Here is a 17,399-nt window from a genome sequence, read left to right as displayed (position 1 = left end):
TTGTGGTGGTGAGCCGTCACTTGGTTCCGCCGGGGCCGCCGGGCGTACCGCCGGCGCCGCCCGAGGGCGAGCCGGGCGTGAAGCCGGGGCCCAGGAAGATGAAGGCGCCGTGGCTGTATCCGGCGTTCAGGCCCTCCAGGCGGATGCTGCACGGGCGACTGCCGTCGGGGCCGACGATCACGATGTTGTTGCTGTAGCGCAGGTACTCACTGTCGCCGTTGGCGGCACGCGCCTCGGGGGACTGGTACTCGGCAAGCGTGTCGGCCACGTCGTCGGGAGGCCCGTTGCATTCGTAGCGCTTCCCGTTCGCGTCGTGGGCGTACTCGTGATAGTGGCTCGCGATGTAGGAAGCAATATTCTTCTGCGACAAGATGATTCCGGGCACCAGGCAGGCGACGGCGGCGACGGCCAGCGCACCGGCGATCACGAACAGGCGATTGCGGCTCATGGGTGCCACCGGCTCACCGTATGGACCACGTCACCGCCGGACCCAAAAGGGCTGCGCGGGTAGAGGTGCCAGGTCTGCCAATGCCAGCCGGCGCCGTCGGGTTCGGCGGCCAACGCGGTCAGCGCGGCGTCGTCGCCGGGGAAAGTGCCACCGAGCCAACCCTTTTCCCGCGCGCACCGGTCACGAAGCTCACGCGCCAAGCGGCGGAAGGCCGCCTCGTCGTACGAGTCGGTGCGGGATTGCAGGGAGTAGCCGGGCGCGGCGGTGCGCTCCGGCAGGTCGACGCCCAGGCCGCGTGCCGTGCAGGAGACCTCTTCGGAGAACCGGCCCGCGCCGTGCTCGACGGTGACGACGTGCGATGCACCCAGCACCCCCAGCCGCAGGGCGCCGCCGCCCGGGTGGTGCAGAAGGCAGTCCGCCAGCGGCAGGGGTGCGGGCGCGTTGAGCGCCAGTCCGAGCTTCTGCCCGGAGACGTCCGACGGCGCAACGGCGAGCTGATGAAGGGGCACCGACGCGCCCTAGGGGGTCGACGGCGGGGGCGCCGGATACACGGTGAGCTCGCCCGTCAGCACGGGCTTGCCGGTCGAAACCTCCCACGGCATGCCCGGCGCCCAGCGCTCGAACGAGAGCAGCGCGGACTCGTCGGAGTTGGCGCAGTCGACGAACTCCATCTCGCCACCCGCCGGCAGGCCGGTGGTGCCCTCGGTGGTGAACGACGCGCGACCGCGTTCGGACTCGTGAAACGTCACCCCGTCGACGACGTAGGAGTCGCCCGGCTGCAGCTGGACGTCCTTGCGGCTGACCCACATCGCCAGCTCGAGGCGCCCGTCGTCCTCTTCGACGCTGAACCAGATCGGCTGGTCGCCGCCCTCCAGCAGATGTTCCCACCACACGAACGGGCCCTCGCGATACGTCACCGATCCGCGGACCACGTAGTCGACGCCGCCGTAGCTGACGATCGCGCCGGGGCCGAGTTGCCGGGGCCCGAACTCGGGCATCGCGTTGAACGAGAGGGGATCCTGGCGTCCGCGCGGCGGGGCCGATTGCTTGGGCCGCCGCAAAGCGATGACCAACACCACGATTGACGCGATGAACAGCACGATCGCGATAATGACCAGCAGTGATCCCACGCGAACCCTTCCGTTGCCACATTGCTTGAGCGAACGTGGGGTAAAGCTAACAGCTTTTGCGCGGGTTCGGCGCTGTAACGTCCCGAGCCGGGAATCGGCGGCGAAGCCGCGTGTCCTCCGCGGAGCCGTCGGCCCCGGCCGCTAGGGTATCGAACAGCTGTTCTACAGGTGGGAGCGGGCAATGCGCGTGATGGGCGTCGACCCCGGACTGACCCGATGCGGACTGTCGGTGGTCGAAACCGGGCGCGGGCGAAACGTTGTCGCGCTCGACGTCGACGTGGTGCGGACCCCGTCTGATGCGCCGTTAGCCCATCGGCTGCTGGCCATCAGCGATGCCGTCGAGCACTGGCTGGCCACCCACCAACCGGATGTCGTGGCCATCGAGCGGGTGTTCTCCCAGCTGAACGTCTCGACGGTGATGGGCACCGCGCAGGCCGGCGGGGTGGTCGCGCTCGCGGCCGCCAGACGCGGCATCGACGTGCACTTTCACACCCCGAGCGAGGTGAAGGCCGCGGTGACGGGCAACGGCGCCGCCGACAAGGCCCAGGTCACCGCGATGGTCACCAAAATCCTTGCGCTGCAAGCCAAACCGACGCCGGCCGACGCCGCCGACGCGCTGGCGCTGGCGATCTGTCACTGCTGGAGGGCGCCGATGATGGCCCGGATGGCCGCGGCCGAGGCGCTGGCCGAGCAGCAGCGGCACAAGTATCTAGCGAAGCTGAAGGCCGCACGATGATCGCGTCGGTGCGCGGCGAGGTGCTCGAGGTGGCGCTCGACCATGCGGTGATCGAGGCCGCCGGGGTCGGCTACCGGGTGAACGCGACACCGTCGACGTTGGCGACCCTGCGCACCGGGACCGAGGCCCGGCTGATCACCGCGATGGTGGTGCGCGAGGATTCGATGACGCTGTACGGGTTCACCGACTCCGACACCCGCGACCTGTTCCTCACGCTGCTGACGGTGTCGGGCGTGGGGCCACGGCTGGCCATGGCGACGCTGGCGGTGCACGACGCCGCGGCGCTGCGGCAGGTGCTGCACGACAGCGACGTCACGGCGCTGACCCGGGTGCCCGGGATCGGTAAACGCGGCGCCGAGCGGATGGTGCTCGAGTTGCGGGACAAGGTCGGTGCCGTCGCGGCGGGCGCTCCGGGTGGCGCATCCGGGGTAAACGGGCACGCGGTCCGGGGCCCGGTGGTGGAGGCCCTGGTCGGTCTCGGCTTCGCCGTCAAGCAGGCCGAAGAGGCCACCGACAAGGTGCTGGCCACCGAGCAGGACGCGACGACGTCGGGCGCCCTGCGCGCCGCGCTGTCGCTGCTGGGCAAGTCCCGATGAGCGAATACGACGACCGCGAGCTGTCCCCGGCGCTGGCCGTCGGGGAGGGGGACATCGACGTCAGCCTGCGGCCGCGTTCGCTGCAAGAGTTCATCGGCCAGCCGCGGGTGCGCGAACAGCTCCAACTGGTGATCGAGGGGGCCAAGAACCGCGGTGGGACACCGGATCACATCCTGCTGTCGGGTCCGCCCGGGCTCGGCAAGACGTCGCTGGCCATGATCATCGCGGCCGAACTCGGGACGTCGTTGCGGGTGACGTCGGGCCCCGCGCTGGAACGCGCCGGCGACCTGGCCGCCATGCTGTCCAACCTGGTCGAGCACGACGTGCTGTTCATCGACGAGATCCACCGCATAGCGCGGCCCGCTGAGGAGATGCTGTACCTGGCCATGGAGGACTTTCGGGTCGACGTGGTGGTGGGCAAGGGTCCCGGCGCGACGTCGATCCCCCTGGAGGTCGCGCCCTTCACCCTGGTCGGCGCCACCACCCGGTCCGGCGCGCTGACCGGCCCGCTGCGCGACCGGTTCGGCTTCACCGCACACATGGACTTCTACGAGCCCGCCGAGCTGGAGCGGGTGCTGGCCCGCTCCGCCGGGATTCTGGGTATCGAGCTGGGCGCCGAGGCGGCCGAGGAGATCGCCCGGCGCTCGCGCGGCACGCCGCGCATCGCGAACCGGCTCCTGCGCCGGGTCCGGGACTTCGCCGAGGTCCGCGCCGACGGGGTGATCACCCGCGACGTCGCGAAGTCGGCGCTGGCGGTCTACGACGTCGACGAACTCGGCTTGGACCGGTTGGACCGGGCGGTGCTGTCGGCGCTGACCCGCAGTTTCGGCGGCGGGCCGGTCGGGGTGTCGACGCTGGCGGTGGCCGTCGGCGAGGAGGCCGCCACCGTCGAGGAGGTGTGCGAGCCGTTCCTGGTGCGCGCCGGGATGGTGGCCCGCACCCCCCGAGGCCGGGTGGCCACCGCTCAGGCGTGGACCCACCTGGGCATGAGCCCGCCGGCGGGGGCGGCCGGGTTGGGCCAACCCGGGCTGTTCGACTAATTCGCCGCCCTCACCGACCGCCTGGCGAATTGCAGCCAAATCGTGACCTTTGCGGCTGGCCGGCGCGCGTACGGGCGGCTGCCCGGATCGGGCCTGCTCAGAGCGCCGCCACCGGCGCCGCCGGTACCTCGGCGCAGGGCTGCAGCAAACGGGATGCGCGGCCCGCGGCAGGTTATGCGCGGGCGCCGTCGGGTAACCAGGCTCACAACAGCAATACCTGTTGAAGGAGATTCTGATGAGGAACACGCGCTACGACTATGAACGCCCTCGCGCGCTCTACATGCCGCGCACCCGCGGCGCGCTGACCGGCCTGCTCCTGATCTTGTTGGGCGCCTGGGGCGCATTGGTGCCGTTCTTCGGGCCCAACATCGATTGGGCGTACATGTCCGACCCGGCCTGGACGTGGACGACGACCAAGGGCTGGCTCGAGGTACTCCCCGGGGCCGCCACGGCGGTGGGTGGCCTGCTCGTGCTGTTGTCCGGCAACCGGGCCAGCGCCGTGTTCGGCGGCTGGCTGGCGGTCGCCGGCGGCGCCTGGTTCGTGGTGGGCCGCGCGTTCGCGTCGACCCTGGGCATCGGGGACCTCGGTCAACCGGTGGCGTCGACGGACCTGAAACGAGCCCTGTTGGAGATCACCTACTTCACCGGTCTGGGCGCCCTGATCGTGTTCCTGGGCGGGGCGGCGGTCGCGCGCGTGGCCGTTCGGCACGCGCGCGATGTCGTGGTGAGGGAACCGGCGCCAGTGGCGGCGGACGCCGTGCCCGCGGGTGAGCCCGCCATGTACGACGAGACTCGCGGCCCGACGCGGGCGCGGGCGGATGCACTGACAGCCGAGCCCGAGCCGCGCGGGCGGGGCCTGTTCGGTCGGCGCGCCGGTGGCGGTCTTTTCCACCGCCACCACCACGCCGGCGTGTAGGCGGTAACCGGTAACTCGGGAGGCGCCGGTAGCCGTTGGCTACCGGCGCCCTTTCGTGTCAGGGCAGTCCCGCCGGCCGCGGGTCGGTAAAGTCTGCCGGGACACGCAGGCCTCGACGAGCGAGGAGGAGCGATGATCGCCGCCGGGTTGGTGTTCGCCGCATTGGCGGCGTTACTGCACGTGTACATCTTCGTGATGGAATCGTTGACCTGGACTTCGCCGCGAACCCGTGCCACGTTCGGCACGACGGCCGAGGAGGCCGAGACCACCAAGCTGCTGGCCTTCAACCAAGGTTTCTACAACTTGTTCCTTGCGGTGGTCAGCGGCGTGGGCATTGCCGCAATCGTGTTGCGGCACAACGCCGTTGGTGCGGCGCTGATTTTCGCCGGCGTCGGTTCGATGGCGGCGGCCGCGGTGGTGCTGCTCCTGTCCGCGCCGGAGAAGGCGCGGGCCGCGGTGACGCAGGGCGCCTTTCCGGTGATCGCGATCGTGCTGCTGCTGCTCGGACTTCACCAGTAACAGCAGCCTCACCAGCCCCAATGGCCACAGGGGCGGGGTGGTTTGCGCGCGCCCGATGGGTTACGACTGGAAAACGCCGGGTACCCATCTCCGGCCGGAAATAGGCCCGGTATTTAACGAGGGGATGTCATGAAATACGCAGAAGACGGCCAAACCCGCGGGCTGAGCATGCCGCGTTCGCGTGGCGCGGTCAGCGGATTGCTCCTGGTCATCTTGGGAGCTTGGGGGGCGTTAATACCGTTTGTCGGACCGCGCTTCAATTTCGCCTACACACCCGACCGGGAGTGGGCGTGGAGTACGGCTCGTGGGTGGCTCGAGGTCCTGCCGGGAGCCGCGACCGTGCTGGGCGGTCTGTTGTTGATCGTCGCCGGAAACCGGGTGGCGGCCATGTTGGGCGGTTGGCTGGCGGTGCTGGCCGGCGCCTGGTTCGTCGTCGGTGGTCAGCTCGCGCCGCTGCTGGGAATCGGCTCCGCCGGCGACCCGGTCGCCGCCACCGATCGCAAGCGTGCGGTGCTCGAGGTCAGCTATTTCTCCGGACTGGGCGCGTTGATCGTCTTCGTCGGCGGTGTGGTGCTGGCGCGCACGGCCGTGCGGCTGGCGCGTGACGTGCAGCCCGTGCCGCCGGCGGCGGCCGTGTCGGCGCCGGGCGTCGAGCCCTACCGCGAAGCGGCATACGAGCCCGCCGAGGTGTCCTCGGGCGCGTTGACCAAGCCGCGTTCGGCCGCCGACCCGGAGCCGAAGCGGGGGTGGCGTCGCCAACGCCCGGCGTCGGGTGCCAACGCCGCGTACCTGCGCTGGCCACACCCACAGCAGTAGCCGATTCACGAGAACGGCGATCGCCCAGTCCGTCACGGACTGGGCGATCGCTGTTTTGCGCTTACAGCAGGCCGAGCAACTGCAGGTCGGTGATGTACTTGACGATGATCGGCGCCGAGACATGCGGAATGTCTTTGTCGGGGCCGATTTTCGCCTCCTGCACCGCGGTGCGGAAGCGATCGGTCGGTGCCATCGATCCGTTGATCGGCTCTGAAGGCTGCTGGTAGTTGTGCAGCAGCGGCAGCAGCGAGTACTGGCGTTGCCGCTCGGGCAGGCCCCGCATCGTCTGCTCGAACCGGCGCAGCCATTCGCCGTAGTCGGCGATCCGCTGGATCCCATAGCCGGCGTCGATCAGCCAGTCGACGTACTCGTCGAGCCCGATGCCGTCGTCGTACGGGTTCATCACGTGGTACGTCTGGAAGCCGTCCCCGGTGTCCAGCACCTGCGTCCCCAGCGTGGAGATCGCCGCGGCGATGAATTCGACCGGCAGGCCGTCGTAGTGCGAACGCTGACGGTTGCCCTCGGCGTCCAGCTCGTAGAACGAACCGGGTGCGACACCGGTCGCCACCAGGCTCAGCATCAGCCGGGTGAACATGTCGGGCAGGTTGAGCTGCCCGGCGTAGGTGGTGTCGGCCAGGATCATGTCGCACCGGAAGACCGTGACGGGCAGGCCGCACAGGTCGTGCGCCTCCCGCAGCAGCACCTCGCCGGCCCACTTGCTGTTGCCGTAGCCGTTGGCGTAGTTGTCGTTGATCTCGCGGGTAGCGCTGATCTGCCGGACGTCGGCGTCTTCGACGAACTGGCCCGGCTTGATCTGGTCACCGACGCCGATCGTCGAGACGTAGGCGTACGGCTTCAGCTTGGTGGTCAGCGCGATCCGGATCAGTTCGGCGGTACCCAGCGCGTTGGGACCGAACAGCTCGCTATACGGCAGGACGTGGTTCACCAGAGCGGCCGGATCGACGATCAGATCGACGGTGTCGGCCAGCCGCTGCCAGGTCGGCTGGTCCAGGCCGAGGTTGGCCTCGCCCTTGTCGCCGGCGATGACTTCGAGGTGGTCGGCGGCCAATTGCTGATAGTGCGCCACCAACTTCGGGTCGCCGTGCGGGGAGCCCACCCCGAACGTCTTGTCCAGCCGGGCGCGCGCCTCGTCGTCGGACTTGGCCCGCACCAGCGCGATCACCTTGCCGTCCACCATGTCCATGCGCTCGAGCCACTCCAGCGCCAGGTAGCGGCCCAGGAAGCCGGTCGCGCCGGTCAGCAACACCGTTCGCACCTCGGTGGTGGGCCGGGGCAGGCTCGGTGCCGCGGTCAGGGTCTCCGCCTCGAGGAACTTGTCCAGGGTCAGGTCGCCTGCGTGCACCGTGCCGGCATCGCGTCCGTGGACCGCGGCGAAGGTCGGCCGCTTGGTGCCCTGGCGCTCGCCCTCGATGTAGCTGGCGATGGCCTGCAGGTCGCTGGCCGGGCTGACGATGACGCCCACCGGGACGTCGATGTCGAAGATCTCGCGCAGCAGGTTCCCAAACGTCAACGCCGACAACGAGTCTCCGCCCAGGTCGGTGAAGTGCGCGTCCGGGGTCAGCTCGGTGCTCGCCGTGCCGAGCATGGCCGCGGCGGCCCGGCTCACCGTCTGCAGCACCGGCGCGTTCGCGCCGTTGCGGCGCAATTCGGCAAGCTCGTTGGCCTGCCCCTGGGCCAGCTCGGCGTAGAGCTGCTCGAGGCGCTCGCCGTAATGCTGCTTCAGCTTCGGCCACGCCAGCTTGCGGATCCCGGTCAGCAGACCGTTCTCCAGGCTGAACGGGGTGGTCTCGATGATGAAGTCGCGCGGCACCTCGTAGGACTGCAGGCCCGCCTGACGTGCGACGGTTTGCAGTGAGTCGGCGATCTTTCCCTTGAGCGTCTCGAGGTCCCCCGAGGCCAGCGCTTCTTCGGTGGGCACCACGACGGCCAGCAGGTAGGGCTGGGCGCTGTTGCCGTAGACGTAGATCTGGCGCACCAGCGGGCTGTTGCCGAACTCGGCCTCCAGCTTGGCCAGGGTCACGAACTCGCCCTGCGCCAGCTTCAACACGTTGTTGCGGCGGTCGACGTACACCAGCTTGTCCGGCGCGATCTCGGCGAACACGTCGCCGGTCCGGTAGTAGCCGTCTTCGTCGAACACGTTCGCGGTGGTCTCGGCCCGCTTGTAGTAGCCGGGGAACATGTTCTCGGTGCGCAGCAACAGCTCGCCGCGCGGGTGCGGCCGGTCGGTGCTGAAGTAGCCCAGGTCCGGCACGTCGACGAGCTTGTAGTCGATCACCGGCGGGCGCTGAATCTCGCCGTCGAACAGCACCATCCCTGCTTCGGTCGAGCCGTAGCCGTCCATCAGGTGCATCTCGAGCAGCGACTCGACCCAGGTGCGCAACTCCGGCGAGGTCGGGGCCGAGCCCGTCATCGCGAAGATGAACCGCCCACCCAGCAGGTACTGGCGCTGCTCGGCCAGCACCTGAGCCGCCACAGCCTCGCGGTCGCCGCCCTCGGAAAGCCGCCGGTCAACCTGGCGCTGGAATTCGCCGAACAGGGTCTCCCAGATGCGCGGCACGAAGTTCAGCTCGGTCGGCCGCACCAGCTCGAGGTCCTCCAGCAGCGTGGAGAGGTCGCTCTTGGCGGCGAAGTAGGCGGTGCCGCCGTTGCCCAGCGTGCCGTACAGGATGCCGCGGCCCATGACGTGGCTCATCGGCATGAAGTTCAGGGTGATCGACGCGGCGCTTTCGCCGAACCAGTTCCTGCTGCCCCGACGCCAGATCTTGGCGACGTTGCTCTGCGGGTACATCGCGCCCTTGGGTGCGCCGGTGCTGCCCGAGGTGTAGATCAACAGGGCCAGCGGGTCGGATTCCTCGCTGGCGGGGATGGGCGTTTCCGGCAGCGCCTTGCCGCGCTCGAGCACCTCGGCCAGCGTCTCGACCGGCACGCCGGCCTCCGCCAGCCGCGTGCGCGCGGTCTCCACGGCCTCGCGCTCGTCGTCGACCTCGGCGTGGTAGTCGAACGCCACCAGCCTGGCGGGCCGGTGGCCGCTCAAGATCAACTCCACGGCCTCGGGCAGCTGGTTCACGCTGGCCGCGATCACGGTGGGCTCGGTCTCGGTGACGATCGGCTGCAGCGACGTGAGCGAGGCGCTGGTCTGCAGCGGCACCGACACCGCGCTGATGATGGCCAGCGCCATGTCGATGGTGGCGTAGTCGACGCTGTTGAAGCCCAACACACAGACCCGGTCACCGACGTGCACCCCGTCGTTGGCCCAGGCGCGCCCGAGCGCCTCGACGCGATCGGCCAGCTGGCGATACGTGATGGTCTCGTAGCGGGGGAGCAGCTCCAGCCTGGTGCGCCCGGTCGCCGCGTCCTCGACGTACTCCACCACGCGGTGCGCGAGGGCCGGCCGATCCGCATACCCCTCGAGTGCGGTCCGGATGACTTCTGGAAGTCGCAGTCCGGGCTTCTCGAGCGCCGCTTCGACCGCCGGGTCGGGGCGCGCGGCGGCGAACTGGGGGTCGCTTGCGGTCAGTTCCTCGATGCGGCGCTCGAGCCGCTCGTCGTGATTGATGGTCGACATAAACAAATTCCCTTGCAATGAAAGATAGTGAGTCGTTTCGCGCCGATGCGCTGACGTTTAGAACGTTAGCTAAAGTAACGGTATTCCACCACGGCCGCGCCGCGGCGGGGGTTGTGAGATTGCCCACGCGGGCTCGACGAGTCTCCAGGTCTTAGAGGTCGCCCAGCAGCCCGCCGAGCATGTCGAGCCCCTCGGCGAGCAGCTCGTCGCTGATCGGCAGCGGCGGTAGCAGCCGGATGACGTTGCCGAACATGCCGCAGGTCAACACGACCACCCCGGCGGCGTGGGCCGCGGTGGACAATTTCCGAGTCAGCTCCGCGTCGGGTTCCGAGGTCCCTGACTTCACCAACTCGATGGCGATCATGGCGCCGCGGCCACGCACGTCGCCGATCCGGTCATCGCTGGCCTGCAGACGCAACAACGGTTCGGTGATCAGCCGTTCCAATTGTCGAGCGCGCTCGATCAGTCCGTCGCTTTCGATCGTGGTGATGGTGGCCAGTGCGGCCGCACAGGCAATTGGGTTACCGCCGAAGGTGCCGCCCAAACCGCCGACGTGCGATGCGTCCATGATCGGTGCGCGGCCGGTGACCGCCGACAGCGGCAGCCCGTCGGCGATGCCCTTGGCGGTGCAGATCAGGTCGGGTTCCAGACCGTTCGGCCCTTCGTGTTCGCACGCGAACATCGCGCCGGTGCGCGCGAAGCCGGTCTGCACCTCGTCGGCGATGAACACCACGTCGTTCCTGCGGCACCAGTCGAGCAGGGCGGGCAGGAATCCCTCGGCCGGCACGATGAACCCGCCCTCGCCGGCGATCGGTTCGATGATGACGGCGGCGAGGCTGTCGGCGCCGACCTGGCTCTCGATCACGTCGATCGCCCGTGCCGCGGCCTTCTCGCCGTCGGTTGCCAGCTCCTTGTCGAGCAGGCCGTCCCGGTAGGGGTAGGACACCGGGGCCCGGTAGACCTCCGGCGCGAACGGGCCGAAGCCGCTCTTGTAGGGCTTGGACTTGGCGGTCAGCGCCATCGCCAGGTTGGTGCGGCCGTGATAGGCGTGGTTGAACGCCACGACGGCGGGCTTGCGCGTGTACGCGCGCGCGATCTTCACGGCATTCTCGACCGCCTCGGCGCCGGAATTGAACAACACCGAGCGCTTCTCGCCCGAGCCCGGCGTGATCCGGTTCAGCTCCTCGGCGACGGCGATGTACTGCTCGTACGGCGTGACCATGAAGCAGGTGTGGGTGAACTCGGCGACCTGCGCGCGCACGGCCTCCACCACCCGGGGCGCGGAATTGCCGATGGTGGTCACGGCGATGCCCGAAGCCAGGTCGATGAGCCGGTTGCCGTCGACGTCCTCGATGATGCCGCCGGAGGCGCGCGCCACGAACACCGGCAACGAAACGTTCACCCCGTGCGACACCGCCGCGGCGCGCCGTTTGGTCAGTTCCAGCGAAGCGGGACCGGGGATTTCGGTGACCAGCTGGCGGGTCTGCTCGAGGCCGGCCACGATTTTCTCCTCACCGCGGCGCGCCCGTCACGTCGCCACCCAAGCCTATCCGGCCCGGCCCCGACGGGCCTCCCGCGCACGGCGGCGGTCGGGAGCGACCTGCGGCACTGGCACACTGGCCGGTATGAGGTGCGCGGCCCGCGGGCCGTCCCCGCACTAATGCTCCGAATGCCACTACGAAAAGACAGGCCCGTCCATGGAGAGTTTGATCCTGTTCCTGCCCTTCCTGCTCATCATGGGTGGGTTCATGTACTTCGCGTCGCGGCGCCAGAAGCGCGCGATGCAGGCCACCATCGACCTGCACGAGTCATTGCAGCCGGGGGACCGCGTGCACACGACGTCCGGTCTGGAGGCGACGGTCGTCGCGATCACGGAGGACACCATCGATCTCGAGATCGCCCCCGGCGTGGTGACCACGTGGATGAAGCTCGCCATCCGCGACCGGATCCTTCCCGAAGACGATCAAGACCTGATCGACGGTGACGGCTCCGACGACTTGGCAGAATCCGACGAGGGCCGGGTCACCAAGGATTCCTGACGGCAGATGCCCCCGCGGCGGACCGCTTTCGCAACGGGCGCGTGCGCGGCATTAGGCTCTGTTCCGGGCTCTGTCCGGGGTAAGAACCGCTACTCGAGGAGATAGAAGGAACGTGGCATCGTCTTCGGCGCCGGTGCACCCTGCCCGCTACCTGTCGGTTTTCTTGTTGCTGCTCGTCGGCGTCTACCTGCTGGTGTTCCTGACCGGTGACAAGCGGGCCGCCCCCAAGCTCGGCATCGACCTGCAGGGCGGTACCCGCGTTACCTTGACCGCGCGCACCCCGGACGGGTCGCGCCCGAGCCGCGATGCGCTGGCCCAGGCACAGCAGATCATCAGCGCCCGGGTCAACGGGCTTGGCGTGTCCGGTTCCGAAGTGGTGGTCGACGGCGACAACCTGGTCATCACCGTTCCCGGCAACGACGGCAACGAGGCGCGCAACCTGGGCCAGACCGCCCGCCTCTATATCCGTCCGGTGCTGAACTCGATGCCGGCGCAGGCGCCCCAGCCCAAGCCCGCCCCGAAGGCGCCGCCCCCGGGCCAGCCGGCACCCGGCCAGGCGCCCCCGCCGGGCCAGCCGGCACCCGGCCTCGCGCCCCCACCGGGCCAGGCGCCGCCGCCGTCGGCCCAGCCCGGACCCGCTCAGCCCGCGCCGCCGGGCGGCCGACCGCCGGCCCAGCCGCGGCCCTATCCCCAGGACCCGACGCCGCCCCCGCCGCCGAGCCCCGCCCCGCCGCCGGCGCCCGCAGGCAACGCCCCGCCGGCCGACGTGCCCCCGGCCGAGCAGCCGGCGCCGCCCGACCCGCGCAAGGAGCTCGCCGACCGCATCGCCGATGAGAAGAAGTGGCGCCAGAGCACCCGTCAGGGCGTCCAGTTCCTCGCGCTGCAGTTCCAGGCCACCCGTTGCGACAAAGAGGACATCCTGGCCGGCAACGACGACCCGAACCTGCCGCTGGTGACGTGCTCGACCGACCACAAGGTGGCCTACCTGCTGGCGCCGTCGATCATCAGCGGCGACCAGATCCAGGACGCCACCTCCGGCATGAACCAGCGCGGCATCGGTTACGTCGTGGACGTGCAATTCAAGCCGGCGGCGGCCAACACCTGGGCGGACTTCACCGCCGCCCACATCGGCACCCAGACGGCGTTCACGCTGGACTCCCAGGTGGTCAGCGCCCCGATGATTCAGGAAGCCATCCCGGGCGGCCGGACCCAGATCACCGGCGGCGACCCGCCGTTCACCGCCGCCACCGCCAAGCAGCTGGCGAACGTCCTGAAATACGGTTCGCTGCCGCTGTCCTTCGAGGCTTCGGAGGCTCAAACCGTCTCGGCGACACTGGGATTGACCTCGCTGCGAGCGGGGCTGATCGCGGGTGCGATCGGCTTGGTGCTGGTGTTGCTGTACTCGTTGTTGTATTACCGGGTGCTGGGCCTGCTTACGGCGCTCTCGCTGATCGCTTCCGGCGCAATGATTTTCGCGATCCTGGTGATCCTGGGCCGGCAGATCAACTACACCCTGGACCTGGCCGGGATCGCGGGTCTGATCATCGGTATCGGTACCACCGCGGACTCGTTCGTGGTGTTCTTCGAACGCATCAAAGACGAGATCCGCGAGGGCCGATCGTTCCGGTCGGCGGTGCCCCGTGGCTGGGTGCGGGCCCGCAAGACGATCGTGTCGGGCAACGCCGTCACCTTCCTGGCCGCCGCGGTGCTCTACGCCCTGGCGATCGGCCAGGTGCGGGGCTTCGCCTTCACGCTGGGCCTCACCACGATCCTCGACGTCGTGGTGGTGTTCCTGGTGACCTGGCCGCTGGTCTACCTGGCGTCCAAGTCGCCGACGCTGGCGAAACCCGCATACAACGGCCTGGGCGCGATACAGCAGGTCGCCCGCGAGCGCCGGGCTTCGTCGAACGTCAAGACGGGACGGGGATAGCGTGATGGCCTCCAAAGGCAAGACCCAGACAGACGCGGCCGAAGCGACCGAGATCACCGAAGCCAGCGAAGGCGCGGTGGAGGCAACCTCCGACGGCGGCGCTGCGCTGCCGCGCCACGGCTTCCTGTCCCGCCTCTACACCGGCACCGGCGCCTTCGAGGTCATCGGGCGTCGCCGGCTGTGGTTCGGCATCAGCGGCGCGATCGTCGGCGTCGCCGTACTGAGCATCCTGCTGCGGGGCTTCACCTTCGGGATCGACTTCAACGGCGGCACGACGGTGTCGATGCCCGCCGCGGGCGCGACGGGCCAGGTGCAGACGTCGCAGGTGTCCGACGTCTTCCGCAAGGCCATCGGCCGCGACCCGGAGTCGGTGGTGGTCGTCGGCAACGGCGGTTCGGCGACCGTGCAGATCCGCTCCGAAACGCTGTCCAACGCCCAGACATCCGCGCTGCGCAACGCCCTGTTCGACGCCTTCCAGCCCAAGGGCGCCGACGGCAAGCCGAGTAAGCAGGCCATCAGCGACGCGGCGGTATCGGAGACCTGGGGCGATCAGATCACCAATAAGGCACTGATCGCGCTCGTGGTGTTCCTGGCGCTGGTCAGCCTGTACATCACGGTGCGATACGAGCGGTACATGGCCATCTCCGCGCTGACGACCATGGTCTTCGACCTGACGGTCACGGCGGGGGTGTACTCGCTGGTCGGTTTCGAGGTCACCCCGGCCACCGTCATCGGTCTGCTGACGATTCTCGGTTTCTCCCTGTACGACACCGTCATCGTGTTCGACAAGGTCGAGGAGAACACCCACGGGTTCCAGCACACCACCCGGCGCACCTTCGCCGAACAGGCCAACCTCGCGATCAACCAGACGTTCATGCGCTCCATCAACACCAGCCTCATCGGAGTGTTGCCGGTCCTGGCGCTGATGGTGGTGGCGGTATGGCTGCTGGGCGTCGGAACGCTGAAGGACCTGGCGCTGGTGCAGCTGGTCGGCATCCTGGTCGGCACCTACTCGTCGATCTTCTTCGCGACGCCGCTGCTGGTCACGCTGCGCGAGCGCACCGAACTGGTGCGCACGCACACCGGTCGCGTCACGCGGCGTCGCAAGGCGGGCACCGAGCCCGAGGAGGCGAAGTCCACCGCGGACGAGTCGGCGTCGCCGGAGGCCACCGAAGCCGCCTCGGCTGACAAGCCCGCACCGAGCAAGCCGGCGCCGGGTGCGCGCCCGGTGCGACCCACGGGGACCCGGCGTCCGAGCGGCAAGCGAAACGCCGGCCGGCGGTAGTCGCCGTGGCCGCCAGGTATCGCCTCACCGGGGGCGCTATCGGTCTGGCCGCACTGCTCGTGGCGGCGTTCACGCTGGCGGCGTGCTCCGGCAGCGCCGCCTCCCAGATCGACTACGTGGTCGACGGCCCGCTGGTCACCTACAACACCAACACCGTCGTCGGCGCCGCGTCGGCCGGGGCGCAGGCGTTCGCGCGCACGCTGGCCGGCTTCAGCTACCACGGCCCCGACGGGCAGACCGTCGCCGACCGTGACTTCGGCACGGTGTCGGTGGTGGGCGGTTCGCCGCTGGTGTTGGACTACCAGATCGCCGACAACGCCGTCTATTCCGACGGTAAGCCGGTGACCTGCGACGACCTGGTGCTGGCCTGGGCGGCCCAGTCCGGCCGGTATCCCGAGTTCAACGCCGCCTCCCAGGCCGGTTACCTCGACATCGCCAACGTCGAGTGCCTGCCCGGGCAGAAGAAGGCCCGGGTGTCGTTCATCCCGGACCGCGGCATCGTCGACTACAACCAGCTGTTCACCGCCACGTCGATGATGCCGTCGCACGTCATCGCCGACGAGCTGCACGTAGACGTGACCGCGGCCCTGCTGAGCAACAACGCCCAACTCGTGCAGCAGATCGCCAGGCTGTGGAACACGATGTGGGACCTCAAGCCCGGCCTCGACCTCAAGCACTTCCCGTCGTCCGGCCCGTACAAGATCGAGCGCATCCTGGACGGCGGCGCGGTGGTGCTCGTCGCCAACGACCGGTGGTGGGGTCCCAAGGCGCTCACCAAGCGGATCACCGTCTGGCCCCAGGGGCCCGACATCCAGGACCGGGTCAACAACCGCAGCGTGGACGTGGTCGACGTGGCGGCGGGTTCTTCGGGCACGTTGACGACCCCGGACAACTACGACCGCGCCGATGCGCCGTCGGACGGCATCGAGCAGCTGATCTTCGCACCGCAGGGCCCCCTGTCGCAGCCCAAGGCCCGCCGCGCGCTCGCCCTGTGCACACCGCGCGACACGCTCGCGCGCGATGCCGGGGTGCCGATCGCCAACTCGCGGCTCAACCCGGCCGCCGACGACCCGGTCACCGCCGCCGACGGTGCCGCCGAGGCCGGCCAGTTCGGCAAGGCGGACCCCGCGGCCGCCCGCGACGCGCTCGGGGGTGCCCCGATGACGGTGCGGATCGGCTATCAGGGGCCCAACGCGCGCCTGGCGGTCAACGTCGGGGTGATCGGCAAATCCTGTGCCGCGGCCGGCATCACGGTCGCCAACGTCGCCCTGGACACCTCGGGGCCGCAAGCGCTCAAGGACGGGAAGATCGATGCCCTGCTGGCCAGCACCGGCGGCGCCGCCGGCAGCGGGTCCACCGGGTCGTCGGCGATGGACGCCTACGACCTGCACAGCGGCAACGGCAACAACCTGTCGGGCTACTCGAATCCGCAGATCGACAGCGCGATCGGGGCGCTGGCGGTGTCTTCCGACCCCGCCGAGCGCGTGCGGCTGCTGGGGGAGGCGGCGCCGGTACTGTGGGGCGACATGCCCACTTTGCCCCTCTACCGGCAGCAACGGACGCTGCTGATGTCGAAGAAGATGTATGCGGTGAGCAAGAACCCGACTCGCTGGGGCGCGGGCTGGAACATGGACCGATGGGCGCTGGTCCAGTGACCAGTGTCGGCGGGAACGCCTCGGTGGCCAACGTCATCACCTCGCTGCTGCGCGAGGTGTCCGACTTTCCCAAGCCGGGGGTGCAATTCCGTGACCTCACCCCGCTGTTCGCCGATCCGGCCGGGTTGGCGGCGATCACCGACGCGCTGGCCGAGATCGCGTCGGGCGCCGACCTGGTGGCCGGGATCGACGCCCGTGGGTTCCTGGCCGCGGCGGCCGTCGCCGACCGCCTGCGCACGGGCGTGCTGGCCATCCGCAAGGGCGGCAAGCTGCCGCCGCCGGTGTACGCCGAACATTACGACCTGGAGTACGGCAGCGCGACGCTCGAAATCCCCGCGGACGGCATCGACCTGCGCGGCCGCCACGTCGTCATCATCGACGACGTGCTGGCCACCGGCGGCAGCCTCGCCGCGGCGGCCCGGTTGCTGGAACGCACCGGGGCCACCGTCATGGCGGCGGCGGTGATCGTCGAACTGACCGCGCTGGGCGGTCGTCAGGCGGTCGCGGGGTTGCCGCTGCACAGCCTGAGTCGGCTCTAGGCCGGCGACGATGCGCCGCTATGCGGCGTGAGGAGGCGGGCGATCAAACCGAGCCTGGGCGCACCGCGCGATATCCTCGAAGTCGGAGGTGACCAACGTGGCGGACGACAAGAGCGCGGCGCAGGCGCTTGACGCGCCCACTGACGTCGGCGACGCGCTGCTGG

The 17,399-nt window shown here is 69.5% G+C and carries 16 protein-coding genes; 11 read left to right on the top strand and 5 right to left on the bottom strand.

All coding sequences use genetic code 11. The annotated features are described in order from the left end of the window. Positions 1-16: 16 nt before the first annotated feature. Genes A5711_RS17635 through A5711_RS17625 form a run of 3 tightly spaced genes read right to left on the bottom strand, consistent with a single transcriptional unit; the run spans position 17 to position 1,578 of the window. Positions 17-448: a DUF4247 domain-containing protein gene (locus tag A5711_RS17635; RefSeq protein ID WP_067948713.1), complete on the bottom strand. Its 432-nt coding sequence runs from the start codon at positions 446-448 to the stop codon at positions 17-19. Then, positions 445-957, bottom strand: coding sequence for a DUF2617 family protein (locus A5711_RS17630; protein WP_067948711.1), 513 nt, complete (start codon positions 955-957; stop codon positions 445-447). The genes A5711_RS17635 and A5711_RS17630 overlap by 4 nt, the downstream gene beginning before the upstream one ends. A 9-nt stretch (positions 958-966) precedes the next feature. Beyond that, positions 967-1,578 (bottom strand): DUF4178 domain-containing protein, encoded by a 612-nt coding sequence (locus A5711_RS17625; protein ID WP_067948709.1) that lies wholly within the window; start codon positions 1,576-1,578, stop codon positions 967-969. 181 nt (positions 1,579-1,759) lie between these two features. Between A5711_RS17625 and ruvC the strand changes: the two genes are divergently transcribed. From ruvC to A5711_RS17595, 6 genes are all read left to right on the top strand, one after another. Then, complete coding sequence (ruvC, locus tag A5711_RS17620) at positions 1,760-2,314, top strand: crossover junction endodeoxyribonuclease RuvC (RefSeq protein ID WP_067948707.1); 555 nt, start codon at positions 1,760-1,762, stop codon at positions 2,312-2,314. Then, on the top strand, positions 2,311-2,910 hold the full coding sequence (gene ruvA / locus A5711_RS17615) for a Holliday junction branch migration protein RuvA (RefSeq protein WP_067948705.1): 600 nt from the start codon (positions 2,311-2,313) through the stop codon (positions 2,908-2,910). The genes ruvC and ruvA overlap by 4 nt, the downstream gene beginning before the upstream one ends. Continuing rightward, the gene (ruvB, locus tag A5711_RS17610) at positions 2,907-3,950 is read left to right on the top strand and encodes a Holliday junction branch migration DNA helicase RuvB (RefSeq protein ID WP_067948703.1); all 1,044 of its coding nucleotides are present in this window, start codon (positions 2,907-2,909) and stop codon (positions 3,948-3,950) included. The genes ruvA and ruvB overlap by 4 nt, the downstream gene beginning before the upstream one ends. A gap of 235 nt (positions 3,951-4,185) precedes the next feature. Beyond that, positions 4,186-4,866, top strand: a complete 681-nt coding sequence (locus tag A5711_RS17605; protein ID WP_067948701.1) for a hypothetical protein — start codon at positions 4,186-4,188, stop codon at positions 4,864-4,866. Between the two features lie 132 nt (positions 4,867-4,998). After that, positions 4,999-5,385, top strand: a complete 387-nt coding sequence (locus tag A5711_RS17600; protein ID WP_067948699.1) for a DUF1304 domain-containing protein — start codon at positions 4,999-5,001, stop codon at positions 5,383-5,385. Positions 5,386-5,514: 129 nt separating this feature from the next. Beyond that, entirely contained in the window at positions 5,515-6,201 is a 687-nt protein-coding gene (locus A5711_RS17595; RefSeq protein WP_067948697.1) for a hypothetical protein, read from the top strand. A 61-nt stretch (positions 6,202-6,262) separates the two neighbouring features. Here the strand turns inward: A5711_RS17595 and car are convergent, their stop codons facing one another. Both car and gabT read right to left on the bottom strand, forming a co-directional pair. Then, positions 6,263-9,787 (bottom strand): carboxylic acid reductase, encoded by a 3,525-nt coding sequence (car, locus tag A5711_RS17590; RefSeq protein ID WP_067948695.1) that lies wholly within the window; start codon positions 9,785-9,787, stop codon positions 6,263-6,265. Positions 9,788-9,938: 151 nt separating this feature from the next. Then, complete coding sequence (gene gabT, locus A5711_RS17585) at positions 9,939-11,288, bottom strand: 4-aminobutyrate--2-oxoglutarate transaminase (RefSeq protein WP_067948693.1); 1,350 nt, start codon at positions 11,286-11,288, stop codon at positions 9,939-9,941. 196 nt (positions 11,289-11,484) lie between these two features. Between gabT and yajC the strand changes: the two genes are divergently transcribed. The 5 genes from yajC to A5711_RS17560 all read left to right on the top strand — a co-directional run bounded on the left by yajC (position 11,485) and on the right by A5711_RS17560 (position 17,235). Beyond that, positions 11,485-11,826, top strand: coding sequence for a preprotein translocase subunit YajC (gene yajC, locus A5711_RS17580; protein WP_067948691.1), 342 nt, complete (start codon positions 11,485-11,487; stop codon positions 11,824-11,826). A gap of 112 nt (positions 11,827-11,938) precedes the next feature. After that, the gene (secD, locus tag A5711_RS17575; protein ID WP_067948689.1) at positions 11,939-13,756 is read left to right on the top strand and encodes a protein translocase subunit SecD; all 1,818 of its coding nucleotides are present in this window, start codon (positions 11,939-11,941) and stop codon (positions 13,754-13,756) included. A 4-nt stretch (positions 13,757-13,760) separates the two neighbouring features. Continuing rightward, entirely contained in the window at positions 13,761-15,041 is a 1,281-nt protein-coding gene (gene secF / locus A5711_RS17570; RefSeq protein WP_067948813.1) for a protein translocase subunit SecF, read from the top strand. A gap of 5 nt (positions 15,042-15,046) precedes the next feature. Next, the gene (locus A5711_RS17565) at positions 15,047-16,696 is read left to right on the top strand and encodes an ABC transporter substrate-binding protein (RefSeq protein ID WP_067948687.1); all 1,650 of its coding nucleotides are present in this window, start codon (positions 15,047-15,049) and stop codon (positions 16,694-16,696) included. Next, positions 16,678-17,235, top strand: a complete 558-nt coding sequence (locus A5711_RS17560) for an adenine phosphoribosyltransferase (RefSeq protein ID WP_067948685.1) — start codon at positions 16,678-16,680, stop codon at positions 17,233-17,235. Before A5711_RS17565 ends, A5711_RS17560 begins: the two co-directional genes overlap by 19 nt. Positions 17,236-17,399 lie beyond the last annotated feature (164 nt).

Origin of the sequence: Mycobacterium sp. E2238 (assembly GCF_001672665.1) — a bacterium.
Classification (GTDB): Bacteria; Actinomycetota; Actinomycetes; order Mycobacteriales; family Mycobacteriaceae; genus Mycobacterium.
The sequence above is the reverse complement of the archived record's forward strand: the minus strand, read 5'-3'. Positions and strand labels throughout refer to the sequence as shown.